16 protein-coding genes and 1 tRNA gene are annotated in these 21,206 nt (G+C 58.6%); 15 read left to right on the forward strand and 2 right to left on the reverse strand.

Annotated features, from left to right (window positions below):
• Positions 1–5: 5 nt before the first annotated feature.
• Together rodA and DC363_RS16195 are read left to right on the forward strand one after the other, a co-directional pair.
• On the forward strand, positions 6–1,145 hold the full coding sequence (gene rodA / locus DC363_RS16190) for a rod shape-determining protein RodA (RefSeq protein ID WP_108642204.1): 1,140 nt from the start codon (positions 6–8) through the stop codon (positions 1,143–1,145).
• A gap of 9 nt (positions 1,146–1,154) precedes the next feature.
• On the forward strand, positions 1,155–2,093 hold the full coding sequence (locus tag DC363_RS16195) for a 2-hydroxyacid dehydrogenase (protein ID WP_108642205.1): 939 nt from the start codon (positions 1,155–1,157) through the stop codon (positions 2,091–2,093).
• Between the two features lie 103 nt (positions 2,094–2,196).
• On the opposite strand, the gene DC363_RS16200 is transcribed toward DC363_RS16195, so the two are convergent.
• Both DC363_RS16200 and DC363_RS16205 read right to left on the reverse strand, forming a co-directional pair.
• On the reverse strand, positions 2,197–2,997 hold the full coding sequence (locus DC363_RS16200; protein WP_196778451.1) for an SseB family protein: 801 nt from the start codon (positions 2,995–2,997) through the stop codon (positions 2,197–2,199).
• On the reverse strand, positions 2,990–3,574 hold the full coding sequence (locus tag DC363_RS16205; RefSeq protein WP_108642206.1) for a uracil-DNA glycosylase family protein: 585 nt from the start codon (positions 3,572–3,574) through the stop codon (positions 2,990–2,992). The genes DC363_RS16200 and DC363_RS16205 overlap by 8 nt, the downstream gene beginning before the upstream one ends.
• A gap of 180 nt (positions 3,575–3,754) precedes the next feature.
• Between DC363_RS16205 and DC363_RS16210 the strand changes: the two genes are divergently transcribed.
• From DC363_RS16210 to DC363_RS16745, 13 genes are all read left to right on the forward strand, one after another.
• Positions 3,755–4,423, forward strand: coding sequence for an ABC transporter ATP-binding protein (locus tag DC363_RS16210; protein ID WP_108642207.1), 669 nt, complete (start codon positions 3,755–3,757; stop codon positions 4,421–4,423).
• A complete protein-coding gene (locus DC363_RS16215; protein WP_108642208.1) occupies positions 4,392–6,074 on the forward strand; it encodes a capsule biosynthesis protein in 1,683 nt (560 codons plus the stop codon). Before DC363_RS16210 ends, DC363_RS16215 begins: the two co-directional genes overlap by 32 nt.
• Positions 6,074–6,907 (forward strand): 3-deoxy-8-phosphooctulonate synthase, encoded by an 834-nt coding sequence (kdsA, locus tag DC363_RS16220; protein ID WP_108642209.1) that lies wholly within the window; start codon positions 6,074–6,076, stop codon positions 6,905–6,907. The genes DC363_RS16215 and kdsA overlap by 1 nt, the downstream gene beginning before the upstream one ends.
• Positions 6,908–6,977: 70 nt before the next feature.
• A complete protein-coding gene (locus DC363_RS16225) occupies positions 6,978–8,318 on the forward strand; it encodes a mechanosensitive ion channel domain-containing protein (RefSeq protein ID WP_108642210.1) in 1,341 nt (446 codons plus the stop codon).
• A 61-nt stretch (positions 8,319–8,379) separates the two neighbouring features.
• A tRNA-Gln gene (locus DC363_RS16230) sits at positions 8,380–8,454 on the forward strand.
• A 176-nt stretch (positions 8,455–8,630) separates the two neighbouring features.
• Positions 8,631–10,634 (forward strand): site-specific integrase, encoded by a 2,004-nt coding sequence (locus tag DC363_RS16235; protein ID WP_146180809.1) that lies wholly within the window; start codon positions 8,631–8,633, stop codon positions 10,632–10,634.
• Positions 10,635–10,827: 193 nt separating this feature from the next.
• On the forward strand, positions 10,828–13,578 hold the full coding sequence (locus DC363_RS16240; protein WP_108642212.1) for a type I restriction endonuclease subunit R: 2,751 nt from the start codon (positions 10,828–10,830) through the stop codon (positions 13,576–13,578).
• On the forward strand, positions 13,575–15,095 hold the full coding sequence (locus DC363_RS16245; RefSeq protein WP_108642213.1) for a restriction endonuclease subunit S: 1,521 nt from the start codon (positions 13,575–13,577) through the stop codon (positions 15,093–15,095). Before DC363_RS16240 ends, DC363_RS16245 begins: the two co-directional genes overlap by 4 nt.
• Positions 15,092–15,550, forward strand: coding sequence for a hypothetical protein (locus DC363_RS16250; RefSeq protein ID WP_108642214.1), 459 nt, complete (start codon positions 15,092–15,094; stop codon positions 15,548–15,550). The genes DC363_RS16245 and DC363_RS16250 overlap by 4 nt, the downstream gene beginning before the upstream one ends.
• Positions 15,547–17,397, forward strand: coding sequence for a DUF262 domain-containing protein (locus DC363_RS16255; protein WP_108642215.1), 1,851 nt, complete (start codon positions 15,547–15,549; stop codon positions 17,395–17,397). The genes DC363_RS16250 and DC363_RS16255 overlap by 4 nt, the downstream gene beginning before the upstream one ends.
• Entirely contained in the window at positions 17,394–18,866 is a 1,473-nt protein-coding gene (locus DC363_RS16260; RefSeq protein WP_108642216.1) for a class I SAM-dependent DNA methyltransferase, read from the forward strand. The genes DC363_RS16255 and DC363_RS16260 overlap by 4 nt, the downstream gene beginning before the upstream one ends.
• Before the next feature lie 469 nt (positions 18,867–19,335).
• The gene (locus DC363_RS16265) at positions 19,336–19,644 is read left to right on the forward strand and encodes a hypothetical protein (protein ID WP_108642217.1); all 309 of its coding nucleotides are present in this window, start codon (positions 19,336–19,338) and stop codon (positions 19,642–19,644) included.
• 1 nt (position 19,645) lies between these two features.
• Complete coding sequence (locus DC363_RS16745) at positions 19,646–21,082, forward strand: relaxase/mobilization nuclease domain-containing protein (protein ID WP_146180810.1); 1,437 nt, start codon at positions 19,646–19,648, stop codon at positions 21,080–21,082.
• Positions 21,083–21,206: the final 124 nt, after the last annotated feature.

Consider the following 21,206-nt stretch of genomic DNA (forward strand, 5'->3'; position numbering starts at 1 on the left):
GCCGCATGTCCTATCTTGAATATCAGGTCAAATCCGTCCCCTCCGGTCTGCGTAAGCTGCTGGCGCTGAACTGGCCGCTGATCTTCCTGATCACCGCCGTCTCGGCCTTCGGTTTTGTAATGCTCTATTCGGTGGCCGGAGGGTCCATGCGGCCCTGGGCGGTGGCGCAAGCGCAGCGTTTCGGCCTTGGTATGGTGATCATGCTGGCCATGGCGATGGTGCCGATCTGGTTCTGGCGCAACATGTCCGTGGTCAGCTACGGCATCGCGCTGGTGCTGCTGGTGCTGGTGGACCTCATCGGGGTTGAGAGGAACGGCTCACAACGCTGGCTCGACCTTGGCCCAATGGACCTGCAACCCTCCGAGATGATGAAAATCTCGCTGATCATGCTTTTGGCGGCCTATTACGACTGGCTGCCGCTGCACAAGGTCAGCCGCCCGTTCTGGATCCTTGTGCCGCTGCTGTTCATCGCAGCGCCCGCCTACCTCGTGCTGGCACAACCGGACCTTGGGACGACGATGCTGATGGTCGCGGGCGGCGGCGCGATCATGTTTCTGGCCGGCGTTCACTGGGGCTATTTCGCGACGGTCATCGCCGCCGTCGTCGCGCTCGTGACGGCGGTGTTCCAGTCGCGCGGCACCGCGTGGCAGATCCTCAAGGACTACCAGTATCGCCGGATCGATACGTTCCTGGACCCCACGCAGGACCCGCTGGGCGCGGGCTACCACATCACGCAAGCGAAAATCGCTTTGGGCTCAGGCGGCTGGACCGGACGGGGCTTCATGCAGGGCACGCAAAGCCGGCTGAACTTCCTGCCGGAAAAACACACCGACTTCATCTTCACCACGCTGGCCGAGGAATTCGGCTTTCTCGGCGCCTTCGGCCTGTTGATCCTGTATGCGCTGATCATCCTGTTCTGCGTGCAATCGGCGGTCACCAACAAGGACCGTTTCGCGGCGCTTCTGACCATGGGCGTGGCGGTGGCCTTCTTTTTGTTCTTCGCGGTGAACATGGCCATGGTCATGGGGCTGGCCCCGGTCGTCGGGGTGCCCTTGCCCCTTGTCAGTTACGGCGGCTCTGCCATGCTGGTGCTGATGGTCGCCTTCGGCCTCGTCCAGTCTGCCCACGTCCACAAGCCGCGATAGGTTCCCCGCATGTCTTCCACCCCGATCAAGGTGCTGTTCTCCGCAGGCGATGCCGCCTGGCCCGCCTACCGCAAAGCCCTGCCCAAGGCCTTCGCGCAACACAACCTCGACGTCGATCTGGCCCGCGATCATGCGCCCGGGACGGTGGATTACATCGTCGCCGCCCCCAACGGCCCGGTGCGCGACTTCACCCCCTACACGCGCTGCAAGGCGGTGCTGAACCTCTGGGCGGGGGTCGAGGATATCGCCCCGAACCGGACCCTGACGCAGCCGCTGGCGCGGATGGTCGACCCCGGATTGACCGCGGGGATGGTGGAATGGGTTGTCGCCCACACCTTGCGTCATCACATGGGCATCGACCTGCACATCCACGGACAGGACGGCCAATGGCGCGATCACGTGCCGCCCCTGGCACAAGACCGCCCGGTCACCATACTGGGGCTGGGCGAGTTGGGCACCGCCTGCGCGCAGGCGCTGGCGCAGCTTGGCTTTCCCGTCACGGGGTGGAGCCGGACGGCGAAATCCATCGACAATGTCACCTGCCTGTCCGGGGATGAAGGGCTGACCCCCGCCCTGCAGGATGCGGAAATCGTGGTGCTTCTGCTGCCCCTGACCGATGCGACCGAAAACATCCTCAACGCGCAAACACTGGCGCTGCTGGCCGACGGCGCTTTCGTCATCAACCCCGGCCGTGGCCCGCTCATTGACGACGGCGCGCTTCTCGCCGCGCTGGATCGCAACATCGCCCATGCCACGCTGGACGTGTTCCGCACCGAGCCTCTGCCCGCCGATCACCCGTTCTGGGCCCATCCGCAGGTCACGGTGACGCCGCATATCGCCTCGGCCACGCGGCCCGAGACCTCGGCGCTCTGCATCGCCGACAACATCGCCCGCGGCGAAGCCGGACGCCCCTTCGCGCACCTCGTAGATCGCGCCCGAGGTTACTGAGCAGCCCCATCTTTGCTTAAGAAATATCCCGGGGAGTCGCGCGCGCCCGCGCGCGGCGGGGCAGAGCCCCCGTCCCCGCCCGCAAAGCCCGCCGCGTTACAGGCTAGTGCAGTTTGGGCGGCTTCGCCGGGTCCATGCCCGGGTTCGCACCGGGCTGGCTGGGCATCTGCGGCGTCGGCAAGTCGAACCGCAGCCCGACCTTGGCGATGCGTTCGGACACCGGATCGCCCCCCTCCAGATGCGCCACGTCCAACATGCCCGCGTCGATGCCCGAGAACACCAAAGCCTCATTCACGGCGGCGGTCAGCGCCGCTTCCGCGCCTTCGATCGTGCCGACAAAAGCCAGCATGTGCCCGCGCCCGCCGCCTTCATAGGTGACGCCGCACAGATAGGCCTCGACCGCCAGCCCGGCCGCCGTGGCAAGTTTGCGGTCAAGCGCCTGCAGCAAGCTGTCGGGCAATCCCCGCGGCGGGGTGAGTTCGGTGATCTGGCCCTCCACCTCTTCCGGGTCGCGGCCCAGCGTCTGGGCGAGCCAGTCCACCGCCTCGGCGGGGATCAGCATGGCCGAAGGCGCGACACCCATGTTCAGCGCCATGCCCATGTTCTGGCCTTCCAGCATCTGCGCCATCGCGCGGCCGGACAGGGCGGCATAGGGCGCGATGTCCTTGCCGTAGAACTCCGACATCCGCGCCTCGCGGTCGAAGATCAGCACATAGGACTGGTCCTCGACCTCGAAAGTCGCCGGGGTGATCCGGTCGCCCTCGGCCTCTTTCTCCAGCAACAAAAACACCTCGCTCTCGGCCAGCCGCTCATAGAACCGTAGGCGGGCGATGTCGTCTTCGTCGTTGGCAGCCATCGCCCCGTGGGCGCGGTCGATCTCGGTGATCTCAGTCTCGTCAGTCATTCAGAACCTCTTTGACCCGGGCCTTCAGCGCGGGCAAAACCTCTTCGCCGAACCAGGGATTCTTCGTCAGCCACCCGGTATTGCGCCACGACGGATGAGGCAAGACAAAGGTGTCCGGCGCATAGGCGCGCCAGTTCTGCACGGTTTCCGTCACCCCCGCTTTCGTCCCCAGATGATACCGGTGCGCCGCCCCCCCGACGAGGACCCGCAACCGCACCTGCGGCAGTTCCGCCATCACCCGGTCATGCCATGTCTGGCCGCAGACCTTGGGCGGCGGCAGGTCGTAGCCCTGGGCATTGTAGCCCGGAAAGCAGAAGGCCATGGGCACGATCGCCACCCGCGACAGGTCGTAGAAGACCTCGGGCGGCATGCCCAGCCAGTCGCGCAGACGGTCGCCCGAGGCATCGGTGAAGGGCTTGCCGCTGCGATGCACCCGCAGGCCAGGCGCCTGCCCGGCAATCAATACCCGCGCGGTGGGGGTGAACCAGGGCACCGGGCGCGGCTGGTGGCGGGTCTTGGTTGCCGCGAACCGCTCGGCGCAGATGCGGCAATTCGTGATCTCGTCGCGCAGGGTCATCCCCGTCATGTAAGGTGCGGTGGCGAAATCTCCAACGGGGCGCCCGGAGCGGCGCGCCCATTCGCCATTGCAACAATGGCCCGACCATCGACATATTGTAGCCAGATTGCGAACCTATACCCGCAATCCATGGATCCCCCGCCCCCAAGGGGCAAACATCAGATGAGGTCGGCTGCGGAAATGCTCGAGTTTGTGAACGTCAGCAAGTCCTTCTGGACCGGCACGCAGCGCAAGGTGATCCTTGACCGCGCCAGCTTTCGCGTGGAACTGGGCAATTCGCTGGGCATCCTTGCCCCCAACGGCACCGGCAAGACCACGATCATCAACATGATGGCGGGGCTGGAAAAACCGGACGAGGGCGAGATCATTCGCCAAAGCCGCATTTCCTTTCCGCTGGGGTTCATGGGCGGCGTGGTCAGCCGCCACACCGCGCGCGAGAATTGCCGCTATATCGCGCGGCTCTACGGGCTGGACCCGGACTACGTCGAAGCCTTCTGCCGCTGGATGGCCGGGATCAACGAATATTTCGACATGCCCGTGGGCACCTATTCCCAGGGCATGCGCGCGCGCTTTACCTTTTCATTGATGCTGGCGCTGGATTTTGACATCTATCTGATCGATGAAGGAATGCCCCAGACCACGGATGCCGAGTTCAACTGCAAGGCGGGGGAAGTGCTCAAAGAGCGCCTTGAGACCACAACGGTGATCATCGTGTCCCACCAAGCGAAGACGCTTGAACGATTCGCCAGATCGGCGGCGGTCCTGAAGGACGGCAAGTTGGTTATGTTTGACACCTTGGAAGAAGCGAAACAGCTCTATGACTACGAAGCCCAAGGCGCAGAAATTTAGGGTTCGCCGCGCCTCTGCCCAGCCAAAGGCAGACGCGCCCGCGACTCCACCGCCGCAAACATCCGACGCGCAGGGCAAGCCGGACGCGCGCCCGTCCCCTGAACCGACACCAAAGACGCAACCGGACCCCACGCCCAAGACGGGCGCGGTGGACAGCGCGCGCACCGTCGCCGCCGAAACCGACATCGACGCGATCCGGCAAGAGGGTCTGACCGGACGCCAGTTGCGTATGGCGCGGCGGGTGGCGCAGAAGAACGGCCTTGCCGTGACCTCGGACTTCGACGCGGTGCGACAGCTTCGCCAGAAGGGCATCGACCCGTTCCAGCGGGCCAACGTGCTCGAACTCGTCACCCCGAACAACGCCCAGACCCGCGCCGCGGCCACTGAATTGCAGACCACCACCGCCAAGGAACCGGCCGAACAGCCGCGGGTGCAACTGCCGCAGACCGTGAAACGGAGCAACGCGCTGCCCTCGACCCAGCTTGGCGCGCCGGACAATCCCGCCGAACGCCGCGCGAGCGAGATCAGCCGCATCCAGCGCGACATCGCCAAACGCCGCCGCCGCAACCTGTTGGCGTTGATGGGGCGGCTGGCGATGTTCGTCATCCTGCCGACGCTGGCCGCGGGCTATTATTTCTACGTCGTGGCCACCCCGATGTATGGCACGAAATCCGAATTCGTGATCCAGCAGGCGGAAAGCACCGGCGCCTCGGGCCTTGGCGGTCTGTTTCAGGGCACCGGCCTTGCCACCCAGACCGACAGCACCACCGTGCAATCCTACATGACCAGCCGCGAAGCGTTCCTGCGGCTGGATGAGGATCACGGCTTCATCGAACATTTCTCGGACCCGTCGATCGACCCGATCCAGCGGCTGGAAGAGGGCGCCTCGAACGAGGCTGCCTATGCGGTCTTTCAGGATCACGTGCAAATCGGCTACGACCCCACCGAAGGCATCCTGAAAATGGAGGTTATCGCCGCCGACCCGCAGAAAAGTCAGGAGTTTTCCGAAGCCCTGATCGGCTACGCCGAAGAGCAGGTGGACCAGTTGACCCAGCGGGTGCGTTCGGACCAGATGGAAGGCGCCATGCTTGAGGCGGAACAGGCGGAAGAGCGGCGGCAGGAGGCGCTCGCCGCGCTCGTCGCCGTGCAAGAAGAGATCCAGCAACCCGACGCCACCGGTGCCACTGCCTCGCTCCAGCAGCGGATCACCACCTTGCAGATCGAGCTCGATCAGGAACGGCTCAGCCTTGCCAGCCTGCTCAACAACCGCCGCCCCAATGAGGCTCAGGTCAACGCCACGCAATCGCAGATCACCCTGCTGGAAAACCAGATCAACGATCTGCGCGGTCAGTTGTCCAGCGGCGACGGCGGGTCGATCGTGTCGAACAACGCGCGGCTGCGGCAGGCGGAAGAGAATTACCTGATCGCCGTGCAAAAGGTGCAGGCGGCCAGCGCCTCGCTCGACACCGCGCGGATCGAGGCCAACCGGCAGGTGCGCTACATGTCAATTTCCGTCGCACCCATCGCCCCGGATGAGGCGACCTATCCCAAAGCCTTCGAAAATACCTTGTTGGCGTTCTTGATCCTGTCGGGCATCTACTTGATGATCTCCCTCACCGCTTCAATCCTTCGCGAACAGGTAAGCTCTTGATGAAAGACGTCGAAATTGGGTCTGTGACGGCCTCGAACGACCGCCCGTTGACGATCATCGCCGGCCCGTGCCAGCTTGAAAGTCTGGACCACGCGCGCATGATTGCCACCGAAATGGCGCGCGTCTGCGACACGCACGGCGCGCAATTCGTGTTCAAGGGCAGCTATGATAAGGCCAACCGCACGTCCCTGTCGGGAAAACGCGGGCTTGGCATGGACGAGGGGCTGGCGATTCACGCCGCCATCCGCAAGGAGTTCGGCTGCCCCGTGCTGACCGACGTCCACGCGCCCGACCAATGCGCCCCCGTGGCCGAGGTCTGCGACATCCTGCAAATCCCGGCCTTCCTGAGCCGCCAGACCGATCTGTTGCTCGCCGCCGGAGAGACCGGTGCTGCGATCAACGTCAAGAAGGGCCAGTTCCTTGCCCCTTGGGACATGGCGAACGTGGTGGACAAGGTCGAATCCACCGGCAACCGGCGCATCCTGCTGACCGAGCGCGGCGTGTCTTTTGGCTACAACGCGCTGGTGGCCGACATGCGGTCCCTGCCCGAGATGATGAAGACCGGCTATCCGGTGGTGATGGACGCCACCCACGCGGTCGCGCAACCCGGCGGTCTGGGCGGCGCCAGCGGCGGCCAACGCGAGTTTGCGCCGGTGCTGGCACGGGCTGCCGTGGCGCTTGGTATCGGGGCGGTGTTCCTTGAAACCCACGAAGACCCCGACAACGCGCCGTCGGATGGGCCCAACATGATCCGGCTTGCGGATATGGACGGCGTGATCCGGACGCTCATGGCGCTGGATGCCGTGGCCAAGGCCGACCCCGCCCGTATCTGAGGCGCGGCTCTGGTCAGGCGGAGACGTTCCCCCTAGGATCGGCGAAAATCGTCCTCAACGGGGTAATCCGATGTCCTTTCTCCGGCTGTGTCTGCTGACCCTCACGCTGCTTTTCCCGGCGCTTACGACCCTCGCACAGGAGGGGCCGTCGGGCACGATCACCACGGAGCAATCCCGCCAGCAGGACGCCGATATCGCCGTGCGCATCCGCGAAATCCTGCACGAGCTGGGCAATTACGACGATGTCACCGTGACAGTCCGCGAAGGTATCGTGCGCCTGCGCGGCACCACCGCCTCAATGGCCGAAGCGCAGGCGCTTGAGCCGCTCGTCTCGCGGGTCGAAGGCGTCGTCGCCGTGCGCAACGACGTCACCGAAACCGCCGAGCTTGCCCGCCGCCTTGATCCGGCGGTCGACCGGTTCATGGCCCGCGTCAACCAATTGCTGGTGGTGCTGCCCCTGCTGGTGATCGCCGCGCTGGTGATGGGCCTTATCACCATCATCGGCTTTCTGGTGGCCCGGATGCGCCAACCGTGGGACCGGCTTGCCCCCAATGCCTTCATCGCCGATGTCTTCCGCCAGTTCGTGCGCATCGCCTTCGTGATCATCGGCCTTGTCGTGGCGCTCGACATCCTCAACGCGACCGCGCTCCTCTCGACGATCCTGGGCGCCGCCGGCCTGATCGGTCTGGCCATCGGCTTTGCCGTGCGCGATACGGTCGAGAATTTCATCGCCTCGGTCATGCTGTCGATCCGCCAGCCGTTCCGCCCCAACGACGTGGTCGAGATCAACGGCGATCAGGGCAAGGTGATCCGCCTGACCTCGCGCGCGACCATCCTGCTCAGTTTCGACGGCAACCACATCCGGATCCCCAACGCGACGGTCTTCAAAGCGCGAATCATCAACTTCAGCGAAAACCGCGAACGCCGGTTCCTGTTCACCGTGGGCATCGACAGCGCGACGGATCTGGCGAAAGCGCGGGATCTGGCGAAATCCATCGTGCATGATCTGCCCTTCGTGCTACCCGAACCCAAGGCCAACGCCTGGCTGGGCGACATCACCGATGCGGGCACCGAATTGAACGTGGCGGGCTGGATCGACCAGACCGAAACCTCGCTCCTGCTGGCCCGGGGAGAGGCGTTGCGCCTCGTCAAGCTCGCGCTCGAGCATGAAGGCATCGCCCTGCCCAACACCACCTACACGCTGGACCTTCCCGGCCCCTTCCTGCCCGCCGAGGCCTCCGCCGAAACGCCCACCCCCGCCAGCCCGACGCCGCCGCCCAAACCCCAAGGCAGCCGTGCCGTGGCCGAGGTGTCCTCGGAAGAAGACGGCGCGCTGGACCGCATGATCGACGCCGAACGCCAGTCGGAAGAGAAAGAGGACCTGCTGCGCGAAGACGCGGCGACGGAATGACAGAAACCCGTTTTTCAGGGTTGATCCCCCCTGCGGTTTTTCGTATCAGCCAAGTCGCTGCTGGGATGTAGCCAAGTGGTAAGGCAACTGTTTTTGGTACAGTGTACCGTAGGTTCGAATCCTACCATCCCAGCCAACTTTCCGGATTTATCGTTTTAGATCAGGCAGCCCGCCTTATTAGCTGGGATGATCTGAGGTTTTGCGACACAGGTGTTTACACAAGCGTTTACACAAGTGCTCACACAAAAAGCCGCCCGAGGCGCCTTGGGATCAAATTTTCCCTCCTGAACAGTGACCAGAATCGAGGTCACTATGGACAGATTTTTTTACCTTACCAGACGGCGAGAAACGTGGTTTTACCGCCGTCGCCTCCCCGGTTTGTCCACAGAAAAACGCCCGGTGATGCTGTCCTTAGGGACGACAGATCGCAAATTGGCCCTTAAATCCTGTGCAAAGCTCACCGCGCACATGGACCAAATGCTGGACAACGATCTTCATATGACACTGCCCGAAACGGAGGTAGCCGCCTTTTTCAAGGCCGAGCTACGCCGTGTCCTGCGCGACCTCAGGGTCGAACGCACGGTCGAGCATGTCGACGGGTCCATGACAGCATGCAAGGCCCGCCAGAATCATCTCAAAGCAGTTATTCTGTCCAGCATGGCCGAAGATGGTCTGTGCAAAGAGATGCCGCAGATGAGGCTGGCGCAAATTGATCCGTCCCTGCGCGATGAAGCACTGTCTTTGCACAGTGAAACCTATGCAACCTTCATGTCCGATCGGTTCAACGCGGATATTCAGCAACGCGCTACGGACATCCTGAAGCGTTCCGATTTTGCTCAATACGACAAGCTTTTCCTGCGCAAAGCCACTCTGGAAGCGCATATGGCCGCGCATGTAGCGCTGGGAGCCGTTCCCGTTCACGCATGCGAGCAAGCCCGCACGGCAGCAATAGACCTTCTGTCGGGCCATCAAACACCCGAACGCTCCGAAGCGCCCGCACTGCCCCCGATACCACCCGAACCTGTTGCAACTGCACCGACACAAAAGCCGTGCGTTACCGAAGGTGTTGATTTGATCCAGGATCGCTTCACGGCACAAACAATCCATGTCCAACGCGAACAGGCCATGCAGCAGCCGGAGGAGCCCGAATTTGACGGCACAGCGCAGAATGTCGTGGTTGAGCGGACATATGGTGCTGATCTATTCGGCACGGCTGTCCGGATGATCCGAAGATCAAAGTCCCAAGAAGATACCTCCCTGCAAAAACTGAAATCCGTAAGCCTTTTCCTCTACCTCACGGGGGTGCAGATGGTCACGGATGTGCGCCAGCATCATATCGATATGTTCGGGCATTCTTTGGAAAAGCAGCTTCCCAAACATTACTGGAAATCAGATGCGCAGAAGAACCTGACTTTTAGGGAACTGGTGGAAACTATCCAGAACAGGACGGACATCGCTGTGGGCCTGTCCCCTCCAACGATCGCACGGCATCTGACGACCATCGTTGGTATTATCAGATTTGCCGCCAATGAGGGGAATACGCTGCCGTTTACGCCGCAAACGACCGATTTGATCCCCATCGACAAACGTTCAGACGCTCAAAAGCGGTCGGTGTTCGTTTTGGAAGACGTCCAACGGGTCTTTGCGCATCCACTTTGGCAGGGCTGCAAAAGCAAGGGACGACGGCATGAGGTGGGTAAGATTCTCATTAAGGATCACCATTACTGGATCAACCTTCTGCTCGCCTATACAGGCGCGCGCCGTTCAGAAATTGCAGGGCTTCGCGAGAGCGATGTTGGGTATGACGATGATATCCCTTTCGTGCATATTCGCGAAAATACAGTGCGTGGCCTCAAGACGAGGTTCAGCCAACGGCGCGTCCCGCTCCATCCACACCTGATCGAGCTTGGATTCATGGAATTCGTTAATGGAAGACGTTCATCTCACCAGTCATTCCTTTTCCCTGAAGCAATCCCCGCGAAAGTAAGAGAGATGTGCTTACAAGCGGATGGTCGCCCCCCGCCCTATGATAAGAAATTCGGAGACAGTCTCGATCACGTCTGGCGCCAATCCCTGCTTCGGAGCCTCGACGGAAATCCCGAAAAATATTGTGTAGCCAGTCTGCGCAGTTACGTAAACGATACGCTTATCAATCTGCGCCAGGAAGATGGCAGCACCCTTGTCGTTCCCGGTATCGATCGGCGCGACCTCATGGGACACAGGCCCTTGGATGTGAATGAAGGGACCTATCGCCGCGATGCGAAGCCTCTGGGACCGCTGTATGTGGCTATTAAGTTGCTCCCGAGGTTGTTCTAGATATGCGAGTGATGAGCCGCTACAAGTTCGTATTATATCACACGAATTCAGAAAATACCCTTTCCATCTTTGCAGCCCAATACTTTTATACAAATGAAACCATTAGTCAGGTCAGGCTCCCAAAAAAGGCCATACGGATTGCCCTCACACTTGTTTAGGGCAATGATCTGAAAAACAGAAAATTGCAGTATCGATGCCCCATCCAATCAACCAAACCCCCGAACAGATCGCTCGAGATCAAATCGACAAGCGCTTGGTCACTGCTGGCTGGCAGGTGCAGGACAAGGCATCGCTGAACCCCAACGCGTCGCTGGGGGTCGCGGTGCGGGAATACCAGACCGACATTGGACCAGCGGACTATGTCCTCTTCGTCGAAGGGAAAGCCGTTGGCGTGGTTGAGGCCAAGCCGGACAGTTGGGGCGAGCGCCTGACAACCGTTGAAGAGCAATCCTCGGGCTACGCGGCAGCCAAGCTGAAATGGGTGAAGAACAACGAGCCTTTGCCCTTCGTTTACGAAGCCACGTCCGTCGTGACACGGTTCACTGACGGGCGCGATCCCGCACCGCGATCACGAGAGGTGTTTACGTTTCACCAACCCGAAACCCTCAAAGCTTGGGCGAACGCTCCGCAATCCTTGCGCGCTGGCCTGCAAAACCTGCCAGACTTGAATACAGACGGTCTACGGGCATGCCAAATCACTGCCATCACCAAGCTGGAGAACTCGCTTCAGATGGTCAAACCCCGCGCTTTGGTGCAGATGGCAACCGGATCTGGAAAAACTTTTACTTCGATCACGCAAATCTACCGCCTTCTTAAACACGCGGGCGCGCGGCGCATCTTGTTTCTGGTAGATACAAAAAACCTTGGCGAACAGGCTGAGGGGGAATTCATGGCCTATCTGCCCAACGACGATAACCGCAAGTTCACTGAACTTTACAACGTCCAACGCCTGACGTCGCCCTCAATGGCTGGCGACACGCAGGTGGTGATTTCCACGATCCAGCGCATGTATGCGACCCTCAAGGGCGAGCCGCTGGACGAGGCGGCGGAAGAGGATCACCCCGAAGAACAAAAGTGGCAGCGCAAGCAGCCCCTGCCCGTTGTTTATAACCCGAAACTACCACCCGAGACCTTTGATGTGGTAGTAATCGACGAATGCCACCGCTCCATTTACAATCTCTGGCGGCAGGTGATCGAATATTTCGACGCCTTCCTCATCGGCCTGACTGCCACGCCGGATGCGCGCACCTACGGCTTCTTCCAGCAAAATGTCGTCAGCGAATACACCCACGAGAATGCGGTCGCTGACAAAGTGAACGTGGGCAACGAGGTCTTCTTGATAGAGACCGAGATGTCCAAAGGCGGAGGAAGCGTAAAAGCCAAGCAGATGGTGGAAAAGCGCGAGCGCCAAACCCGCGCGCGCCGTTGGGAGACACAGGATGACGATCTGAAATACGCGGCAAGCCAACTGGATCGCTCTGTCGTTGCCCCCGACCAGATCCGCACCGTCATCACGACCTACCGCGATGCCTGGCCCACGATCTTTCCAGGGCGCAGAGAAGTGCCGAAAACCCTGATCTTTGCTAAGACCGACAGCCATGCAGATGACATCATCCAGATGGTGCGCACCGAATTTGGTGAGGGCAATGAATTCTGCCGCAAGATTACCGGCGGTGCGAAGAACCCGAAATCGACCCTTGCGGCCTTTCGCAACGAATATTACCCGCGCATCGCCGTAACCGTCGACATGATCGCAACCGGAACGGATGTGAAGGCGCTGGAATGCCTGATCTTCATGCGCGATGTGAAATCGAAAAACTATTTCGAACAGATGAAGGGGCGCGGCACCCGTGTCGTCACCGCTGATGCACTGCAAAAGGTTACGCCTTCTGCGCAGGCGAAAACCCATTACGTCATTGTCGATGCCGTGGGCGTCACGAAATCCATCAAGACCGCCAGCCAGCCGTTGGACACCAAGCCGTCGATCCCGTTCAAAGACCTCGCCATGGGGCTGTTGATGGGTGATCGCAGCGCTGACACCGTCAGCTCGCTTGCCTCCCGCCTGTCGCGGCTGGATACGAAACTGGACGCCGCGGACAAAGACAAGATCGCGGCGGAGGCGGGCCAGCCCCTGTCCAACCTTGTGCGCGATCTGTTTGATGCCATTGATCCGGATAGGGTCGAGGAAGACGCCAAGGCCGCTGGCCACCCGGAGCCGGACGATGCCGCGATGAACGAGGCGCAAGAGGCGCGGATCAAACAGGTCTCAACCCTATTCACTGGCACGCTGATCAACATGATCGACACGATCCGCCGTGACTATGACCAGACGATTGACCATGATAGCAAAGACACGCTGCTGAATGCCGACTTTGCGGGGGACGTGACCGAAAACGCCGAGGCGATGACATCGGAGTTTGAGGAATACCTGAAAGACAACCGCGACCAGATCGCCGCGCTGACAATCTATTTCAACACCCCTGCACGCCGCGCCGAGGTGAGCTTTGCCATGGTCAAGGAGCTGCTGGTGAGGTTGACTGCTGACCGCCCCCGCCTTGCGCCGCTGACCGTCTGGCGCGCCTATGCGCATCTGGAGGGCTACAAGGGCGATAGCCCCGCAGGCAATCTGACGGCACTGGTGGCGCTGGTGCGGCGGGTGACGGGGCTGGATAGCACGCTGACCCGCCATTCAGACCGCGTGCGCAAAAACTTCCAGAACTGGATTTTGAAACACCACGCCGGCGCGGGCGAAAAGTTTTCAGAGGAGCAGATGGACTGGCTGCGCATGATCCGCGACCATCTGGCGACATCTTTCATCATCGAGCGTGACGATCTGGACATGGCCCCCTTTGACGGCAAGGGCGGGATGGGGCAGATGTATGCGCTGTTTGGCGAAGGCATGGAGGCCGTGATGGATGAGATGAATGAGGCGTTGTCTGCATGACTGATGTGCCACAGGTCACTAAGCCTGACGAATGGACCCCAGTTGCACCGGTCGTTCCAGATAGTTGGGCAGAGGCGTCATTCGATGAGGTTTTCAGCGTTATTTCAACCTCGGAAAAGAAAATTCCACAGAAGCTATATCTAAAAAAAGGTAAGTGGCCCGTAATTGACCAAGGTGCATCGTTTGTCGGTGGATATACGGATGATGAAAACACGATTATCTATGTGGATGAACCGCTCCTTGTTTTCGGAGACCATACCCGCTGCTTTAAATTTGTGAGGAACGACTTTGCGCCCGGTGCGGATGGCATCAAAATACTGGCAGCCTCACCGCTTCTATTGCCAAAATTTTACTACTATCTTTATTCGGCAATAAAGCTACCCAATCGCGGCTATTCCCGCCATTTTGGATTCCTAAAGCGTTGTATTTTCCCCATCGCCCCCCTCAATGAACAACGCCGCATCGTGGACAAGATCGAGGCGATGTTCGAGCGGATCGACAAGGGGGTCGAGAATTTGCAGGCGGCGCGGGCCGCACTTGGGCTTTACCGCCAATCCTTGCTCAAATCCGCATTTGAAGGCCGCCTGACCGCCGATTGGCGCGCGGCCAACGCGGATAAGTTGGAAGATCCCAAAACCCTCTTGGCCCGCATCCAAACCGAACGCGACGCCCGCTACAAGGCCGCGCTGGACGACTGGCAAACCGCCCTTGAGGCGTGGCGCAACGGCGGAGAAGAAGGCAAGAAACCTGCGAAGCCGAAACGGCCACGCGACATCCCCGTATCAAGCATCAACTTGGGATTGAACGGCTGGGCGAAAATTCCGCTTGGCCTGATGATTGAGACCCCAAGCTATGGAACCTCGAAGAAGTGCGACTACGATGGCGGCGCATATGGTGTGCTCAGGATTCCAAACATTGGCGCAGGTCGAATAGATGCAACCGACCTTAAGAAAGCTGACTTTAACGACAACGAGGCAGAACAATACTCCCTTATTGAAGGTGATATCCTTACGGTTCGTTCCAACGGGAGCCTGTCCATCGTTGGCAAACCAGCCTTAGTCACTGCGCAGGATACCGGAAACCTATTTGCGGGATACCTGATCCGGCTTAGAGCAATTTCTAACTCGCTTCGTCCGCAATACCTCGCCCACATAATGGCTGAGCCGCATATTCGCGGACAGATCGAAGCAAAGGCAAAATCTACAAGCGGGGTGAATAATATCAGCGCGAAGGAATTGCAGGACTTGAATATTCCCATCTGCTCCCCCGCCGAACAATCCGAAATCACCCGTATCCTCGACGAACGCCTCTCTGCTGCCGACACGATGGAGGCCGAGATCGACGCCGCGCTCACACGCGCCGACGCCCTGCGCCAATCCATCCTCAAACAAGCATTCAGCGGCAAGTTGGCCCCCCAAGACCCCGACGACGAACCCGCCGCCGCCCTGCTTGCCCGTATCAAGGCCGAACGTGAGGCCGCACCAAAGCCGAAACGAAAAAAGCGAGGCGCTGCATGAATAATTTCCAGCGTGAAGGCGCAATCAGCAACACGCAAGTTGGCCGTGACTTTGAATTGCGGGCACAAAAGATTCTAGCGGGACACGGGCTGGAGTTGAATCTCAACCACAAAGTTCCTTGCGGGTTGGGAAACCTCAAAAAGAACCATGCCTTTGACCTCGGGTCAGACAACCCTCGCATCATTGTCGAATGTAAAACACAGACATGGACATCAGGTGGCAATATCCCCAGTGCAAAGATGAAAAACTGGGCCGAAGCCATGTTCTATTTCCACATGGCACCGCCAGACTACCGCAAGATTTTCTTTGCCGAGCGCAGCCATCGCATGGGCTATAAAGAAAGCCTTTTAAGTTATTTCCGCCGCACACAAGCTCACATGATCCCATACGACGTGGAGTTCTGGGAACTTGATCGCGACAGTGACGCACTTGTTAGACCTGAGGACCAAATATGAGCACTTTTGACAGCACCAAACTCCCCCTGCCGCAGGTTTTGGCCGACATTACCAAAGGGATTATCCAGCTACCCGATTTCCAACGCGGCTGGGTCTGGGATGATGAGCATGTGAAGTCCCTCTTGATCAGCATCGCGCGGTCGTTCCCAGTGGGTGCAGTGATGATGCTCGACACAGGTGGAGAAGTCCGGTTTCAGGTGCGCCCGATCGAGAATGTCACGTTTAAGGACAAGGTGCCGGAACCCGAGCGGCTGATCCTCGACGGCCAGCAACGCCTGACATCGCTCACTCAGGTGTTGGCGCTGAATAAACCCGTGCAGACCTTTGATGCCAAGGGCAAGAAGATCGACCGATACTACTATATCGACATTGCCACGGCATTGGAGGACGGCGGGTTGGAAGATGCATTTATCTCGGTGCCTGCCGACAAGAAACTGAAGACTAATTTCGACCGCGATGTTGTGCTGGACCTGTCATCCACCGAGTTGGAGGTGACAAACTTTCATTTCCCATGCTCGGAAATTCTCAGTTCGGATGCTTGGGAGGAAGCATTGCACGAACACGCCCCTGAGAAATTCAGCGACTTTATGGCATTCCGAAAGAAGGTCCTTACCGCGTTTCGTAGCTATCAACTGCCCGCTATCACCCTAGGCAAGGCCACGTCTAAGGAGGCAGTCTGCCTGGTATTTGAAAAAGTAAATACAGGCGGTGTGCCACTATCCGTGTTCGAATTGGTGACCGCTACTTTTGCCGCCGACGGCTTCAATCTGCGCGATGATTGGTATGGAAGCAAGTTGCGAGGCTTTGAGGGCCGCGCGACGCGTCTTAGTAAGGAACCGATGCTGAAAGGGTTTGCGGCGGCGGATTTCCTGCAAGTGATCTCGATTTTGAAAAGCTCGGGCATGCGGAAAGCCGATATCGCGGCTGGCAAAAAGGGCAAGGCCGTTTCTGCCGTCAGCGCAAAGCGTGCAACCGTGCTCTCATTGACCCTGGAAGACTATCAAAAGTGGGCGCCTGAGGTTGAAGAAGGCTTAATGCTGGTCGCAAAGTTCATGCGAAAACAGTGTTTCTTTAACGCACGCGAACTACCTTATCGCACTCAGCTGATCCCATTGGCCGCAGTTCTATCGCAAATCAAAGAACGCTGGTTGGAGCCGCGCATTTATGACCGCCTGTCCCGTTGGTTTTGGTGTGGTGTCCTTGGCGAACTTTACGGCGGCGCAGTGGAGACCCGTATTGCAAACGATTATGAAGAGTTAATGCCATGGCTCACCAGCGACCTTGATGACGAAAATTTCGAATTAACCTATCAGTTCCCCCGCACCATTTCTGAGGCAGCTTTTCAGGAAAGCCGTCTGGACACGCTGCGCTCCCGAAACAGCGCCGCCTACAAAGGTCTGAATGTGCTTGTGATACGGCAAGGTGCGCGCGATTTCTTTTGGAAAGCGACTATCCAAGAACTCGATAAAGAAGAGCTGGGCCTCGACATCCATCACATATTCCCGCGAGCGTGGTGTGAGGATCAGGGAATTAAGGAAAGCGTTTACAACTCCATCGTGAACAAGACACCCATTGCTTACAAGGCCAACAGGATGATCGGGCGTAAGGCACCGTCTGTCTACCTCGCCGACCTACAAAAGCACAAACAGGTCAACCTATCAGACGAGGAGATGAACGAAATCCTCACCAGCCACTACATTCCGGAAGCCGAACTGCGGGCGAACGATTTTGAACAATTTTACAGTGGCCGTAAAAGCAAGCTGATCCAGATTGTTGAAAGTGCAATGGGCAAGTCGGCACAGCTCGACCAGTCTGGCGTGGCCTATAAGACCGAGGTAGAAGCATGAGCACCGCCCCTATTGTTTCAAAAGTCTGGAGTTTCTGCACCACCCTGCGTGATGACGGCGTGGGCTATGGCGACTATCTTGAACAGCTGACCTATCTGATCTTCCTCAAAATGGCAGATGAATACGGCAAACCACCTTATAGCCGCGATATCGGCATTCCGTCGGGTTTTGACTGGACCTCCCTCACCACCAAGCGCGGTGCGGACCTTGAGGCGCATTACGTGGCCTTGCTGCGCAAGCTGGGCGAACAGCGCGGGATGCTCGGGCAGATCTTCACCAAATCCCAAAACAAAATCACAGATCCGGCGAAGCTATTCCGGCTGATCGATATGGTAGACGGCACGAAATGGGTGCAGCTCGGCTCTGATGTGAAGGGAGACATTTACGAAGGTCTCCTTGAGCGCAACGCCGAGGACACGAAATCAGGGGCAGGTCAGTATTTCACCCCGCGCGCCTTGATCAGCGCAATGGTGCAATGCATGCGCCCCGCCCCCGGCCAGACCATCGCAGATCCGGCCTGTGGCACGGGTGGTTTTTTTCTGGCTGCCAGTGATTTTCTGACTTCCACAGATAATTATTCTTTGGATAAAGACCAAAAGGCATTCCTGAAACACAGCACGTTTTCGGGAAACGAGATCGTGGCGGGGACGCGGCGCCTGTGCCTTATGAACATGTATTTGCACGGTATCGGCGAAATGACAGGCGAGAGCCTTGTGTCTCCTGCTGATGCACTGATCTCGGCCCCTTCCGAGGGCGTAGACATCGTGCTGGCAAACCCGCCATTCGGCAAGAAAAGCTCGATGAGTTTCACCAATGCCGAAGGGGAGCAAGAGTCCGAAGACCTGACTTACAACCGACAGGACTTCTGGGCGACAACCTCGAACAAGCAGTTGAATTTCGTGCAGCACATCAGCGCGATGCTGAAAACCACTGGCCGCGCGGCTGTGGTTGTGCCGGACAACGTGCTGTTTGAGGGCGGCGCTGGCGAAGTGATCCGACGCAAGCTTTTGCAGAACACCGACTTGCACACAATCCTGCGCCTGCCGACTGGCATTTTCTATGCACAAGGCGTCAAGGCGAACGTGATCTTCTTTGACAACCGCCCCGCCAGCCCCGATCCGCAGACCTCTCAGGTCTGGTTCTATGACTACCGCACGAATGTTCACCACACACTGAAACAAAAGCCTCTCACACATGCGCATCTGGAAGATTTTGTCCGCTGTTACAATCCCGAGAACCGGCATAAGCGCAGAGCCACATGGAGCGATGAAACATCAGACGGAAGGTGGCGCGCGTTCTCGCGGCAGGAGCTACTCAGCCGTGACAAGGCCAGCCTTGATCTGTTCTGGCTCAAAGACGCCACCATGACAGACCTCGACAATTTGCCCGAACCTGAAGTTCTGATGTCGGAAATTTTGGAAAACCTTGAAGCAGCCATGGAACAGTTTGCAGCCGCAAGTCAGGCATGATGGTTAAAATCCCCACTATTTTGTCGCGTCACCACCCAAACGCGTTCCGTTCAGTGCGTCTGGGTGGTGATGTGTCGTTCGATATTTCTAACGCAGCCAGAAAAGAAAAACGGCCTCCAGCACCAAAACTTGGTAAAACATAAAAACGGGCCCCCTCCTTAGGTCCTTGCCGCAGATGTGCAAAAAAGCGGTTGCAGATAAACTTCATGGAAGAGCGTGGCAAACACGGTGCCTTCGCTATGGCGCAACAAAGTGGGCCCAGACCTTTATCCACAAAAAAGCGACATACCTGTCCAGAATAGACGATATTCACTGATGACAGAATGAACTGCGTCCTTAAGTCCAGAAAACGAGCGCGATCCGAGGTCATTCGGGAAGCCATACTCGGGCATAGCGGTGAGGTTATCACAGCTCGCCGGGTGGGCATCCTGAACATCTGACGATTGCCAGACCCTGAAGGACAAGCCGTATGCCAAAGAGAGAAACACCTTGGAAGATTTACCCGACAGCTGAACAGAAGGCTGCGATCACGGCGGGGCAGACGGCGGCGCGATATAGCACTCGATCCGCGTATATTATCGACTGCGTGCTGGAGGAGCCTTCTGCAGACCTTTCCAGAATTGCGGCACAAGTTGGCCGGCTGGGACTGCTCGCAAATGAAATCCTTGGGGAAGATGAAAGCTACAATCGCCGGTTGGCGGGACGTAGGGCCGATAAAGCGGTGCGGAAAATCATTGAGGCCTGTGACGCGATTACCGACAGACTTCGAGAGGAGTGACATGCGCCCGTATATTCAAATTCACAATGATCCAGATCGCCTCAATCGCTACATCAACAAGGACGGAGCCGAGCCGATCGGCGGCACGATCCCGAACCGGAGCAATCGCGATTTGTTCAAACGGTTTCGCGTTTTGGCCGCCGCCCAACCCGATGAACCCCAATTTCTGCACATGACATTATCGCTACCCGTCGGGATTAAGGCGGCAAAGAAGATCTGGAAACGGACGGTCGCAACGGCGATGAAGATGCTTGGGCTCGATCCAGAAATGACGCCTTGGTTCGCCAAACGCCACACAGACGGGGCTTGCGATCACGTGCATACCGCGATCGTCCTTCGCGATTTCGCGGGGCGGCCTATCACATTCACAGGATCATCCGCGAAAAGCGAAGCCGCTCACAAACATCTGTGTTCGATGCTTGGCTTGCCCCCGCCGGCATATTTCGATCCGGATGCGTTACCCCGCCTGGAACCCATCACGCCAGGGCGCAGACTAACCGAAGCAATCCCCGCCGCGTTGCACAAAGACCTGCAACAAGTCCTTCTTCGGAGGCAGCCCGAAACTCTGGCTGACTTGAACCAACATCTCGAGGAGCAAAATAGTGCGTTTCATGGAGAGGAAAAGGTCAACGCTTTTGGCACCCAAGCCTTTGCATTTTCCTCAACTGACGCACAGATGTTTAGCGGCGCACTTGGCCCAGCATGGCGACCCCGCGCTTTACGCGAGCGGCTCACCTTCTGCGGCACGCTTCGCAAACTACGAAACGCCCTCGATTGCGAAGCACTTATCGACATCTTCCAAACCCCAAAAATGGAGAGCCTCCTTGACCAAGCCATTAGATCAACACGCACCGCTCGACCTGCCGGAACCATCCAAAGTGATATTCGATCAACTGCTGCAGACGCACAAGAAGGTGGAGGGGCTCTACCCCCTGATCGATCTGCTGACGAGGCCGGACGACCAGAGGGAAGCACTGGGCGAACGCTTGGCCAGCCTGCTGCGGGAGCTGATCGAAACACAGCAAACGTATCAGGCGCAGCACGCGGAAATGACCAAAGCGTTTACGGAGTTGAGTCGACAAACAGAAACACTGACCAACACCATGCAAGATCGGCTGGTCAGACAAGAGAAGAAGATGAGCCAATTGATGAAGATGCTGGGACATCCCATCGATTGACACTCGCGATGCTTTTGAGGCGCGTATGCGCTGCAGCAGCTGAACGAACACCCGGATGGAAATCAAAAATAGCACGCGACCACACCACAATTGTGGTGGTCTTTGATGATATGAGCGCTGTCAGAGTTTCGGCCTATGACGTGAAGGTCTTGAGGGGCGGCGCAGAGGCTCTCGCGTTTCAGGAGGATTATCTAAGGCATCTGCCAGAACACCCCCAAGAAAAAGATGCCGACGCAGATCATGATGACTTTGGGTTCTAAGTGTGACTGGGGTGACCAATGCGATTTCAGGACCCTCGAAATGGGCGGAAAGCGGTCGTTCTCTGCACATGCGAAGGTGCGGCTCATTTCCGAAGAAAGCGGACACTTACAACGTCACTGCACC

The organism is Thalassorhabdomicrobium marinisediminis (assembly GCF_003072065.1).
In the GTDB taxonomy this organism is placed as follows: Bacteria; Pseudomonadota; Alphaproteobacteria; order Rhodobacterales; family Rhodobacteraceae; genus Octadecabacter; species Octadecabacter marinisediminis.

Excerpts from the sequence above, each read along its gene's own strand:
- DC363_RS16200 (WP_196778451.1), bottom strand. The coding sequence starts at position 2,997 with ATGACTGACGAGACTGAGATCACCGAGATCGACCGCGCCCACGGGGCG.
- DC363_RS16210 (WP_108642207.1), top strand. The coding sequence starts at position 3,755 with ATGCTCGAGTTTGTGAACGTCAGCAAGTCCTTCTGGACCGGCACGCAG.
- DC363_RS16745 (WP_146180810.1), top strand. The coding sequence starts at position 19,646 with ATGCGCCCGTATATTCAAATTCACAATGATCCAGATCGCCTCAATCGC.
- DC363_RS16260 (WP_108642216.1), top strand. The coding sequence starts at position 17,394 with ATGAGCACCGCCCCTATTGTTTCAAAAGTCTGGAGTTTCTGCACCACC.
- DC363_RS16215 (WP_108642208.1), top strand. The coding sequence starts at position 4,392 with ATGACTACGAAGCCCAAGGCGCAGAAATTTAGGGTTCGCCGCGCCTCT.
- DC363_RS16265 (WP_108642217.1), top strand. The coding sequence starts at position 19,336 with ATGCCAAAGAGAGAAACACCTTGGAAGATTTACCCGACAGCTGAACAG.
- DC363_RS16195 (WP_108642205.1), top strand. The coding sequence starts at position 1,155 with ATGTCTTCCACCCCGATCAAGGTGCTGTTCTCCGCAGGCGATGCCGCC.
- DC363_RS16250 (WP_108642214.1), top strand. The coding sequence starts at position 15,092 with ATGAATAATTTCCAGCGTGAAGGCGCAATCAGCAACACGCAAGTTGGC.
- DC363_RS16205 (WP_108642206.1), bottom strand. The coding sequence starts at position 3,574 with ATGACCCTGCGCGACGAGATCACGAATTGCCGCATCTGCGCCGAGCGG.
- DC363_RS16255 (WP_108642215.1), top strand. The coding sequence starts at position 15,547 with ATGAGCACTTTTGACAGCACCAAACTCCCCCTGCCGCAGGTTTTGGCC.
- DC363_RS16245 (WP_108642213.1), top strand. The coding sequence starts at position 13,575 with ATGACTGATGTGCCACAGGTCACTAAGCCTGACGAATGGACCCCAGTT.
- DC363_RS16240 (WP_108642212.1), top strand. The coding sequence starts at position 10,828 with ATGCCCCATCCAATCAACCAAACCCCCGAACAGATCGCTCGAGATCAA.
- DC363_RS16235 (WP_146180809.1), top strand. The coding sequence starts at position 8,631 with ATGGACAGATTTTTTTACCTTACCAGACGGCGAGAAACGTGGTTTTAC.
- kdsA (WP_108642209.1), top strand. The coding sequence starts at position 6,074 with ATGAAAGACGTCGAAATTGGGTCTGTGACGGCCTCGAACGACCGCCCG.
- rodA (WP_108642204.1), top strand. The coding sequence starts at position 6 with ATGTCCTATCTTGAATATCAGGTCAAATCCGTCCCCTCCGGTCTGCGT.
- DC363_RS16225 (WP_108642210.1), top strand. The coding sequence starts at position 6,978 with ATGTCCTTTCTCCGGCTGTGTCTGCTGACCCTCACGCTGCTTTTCCCG.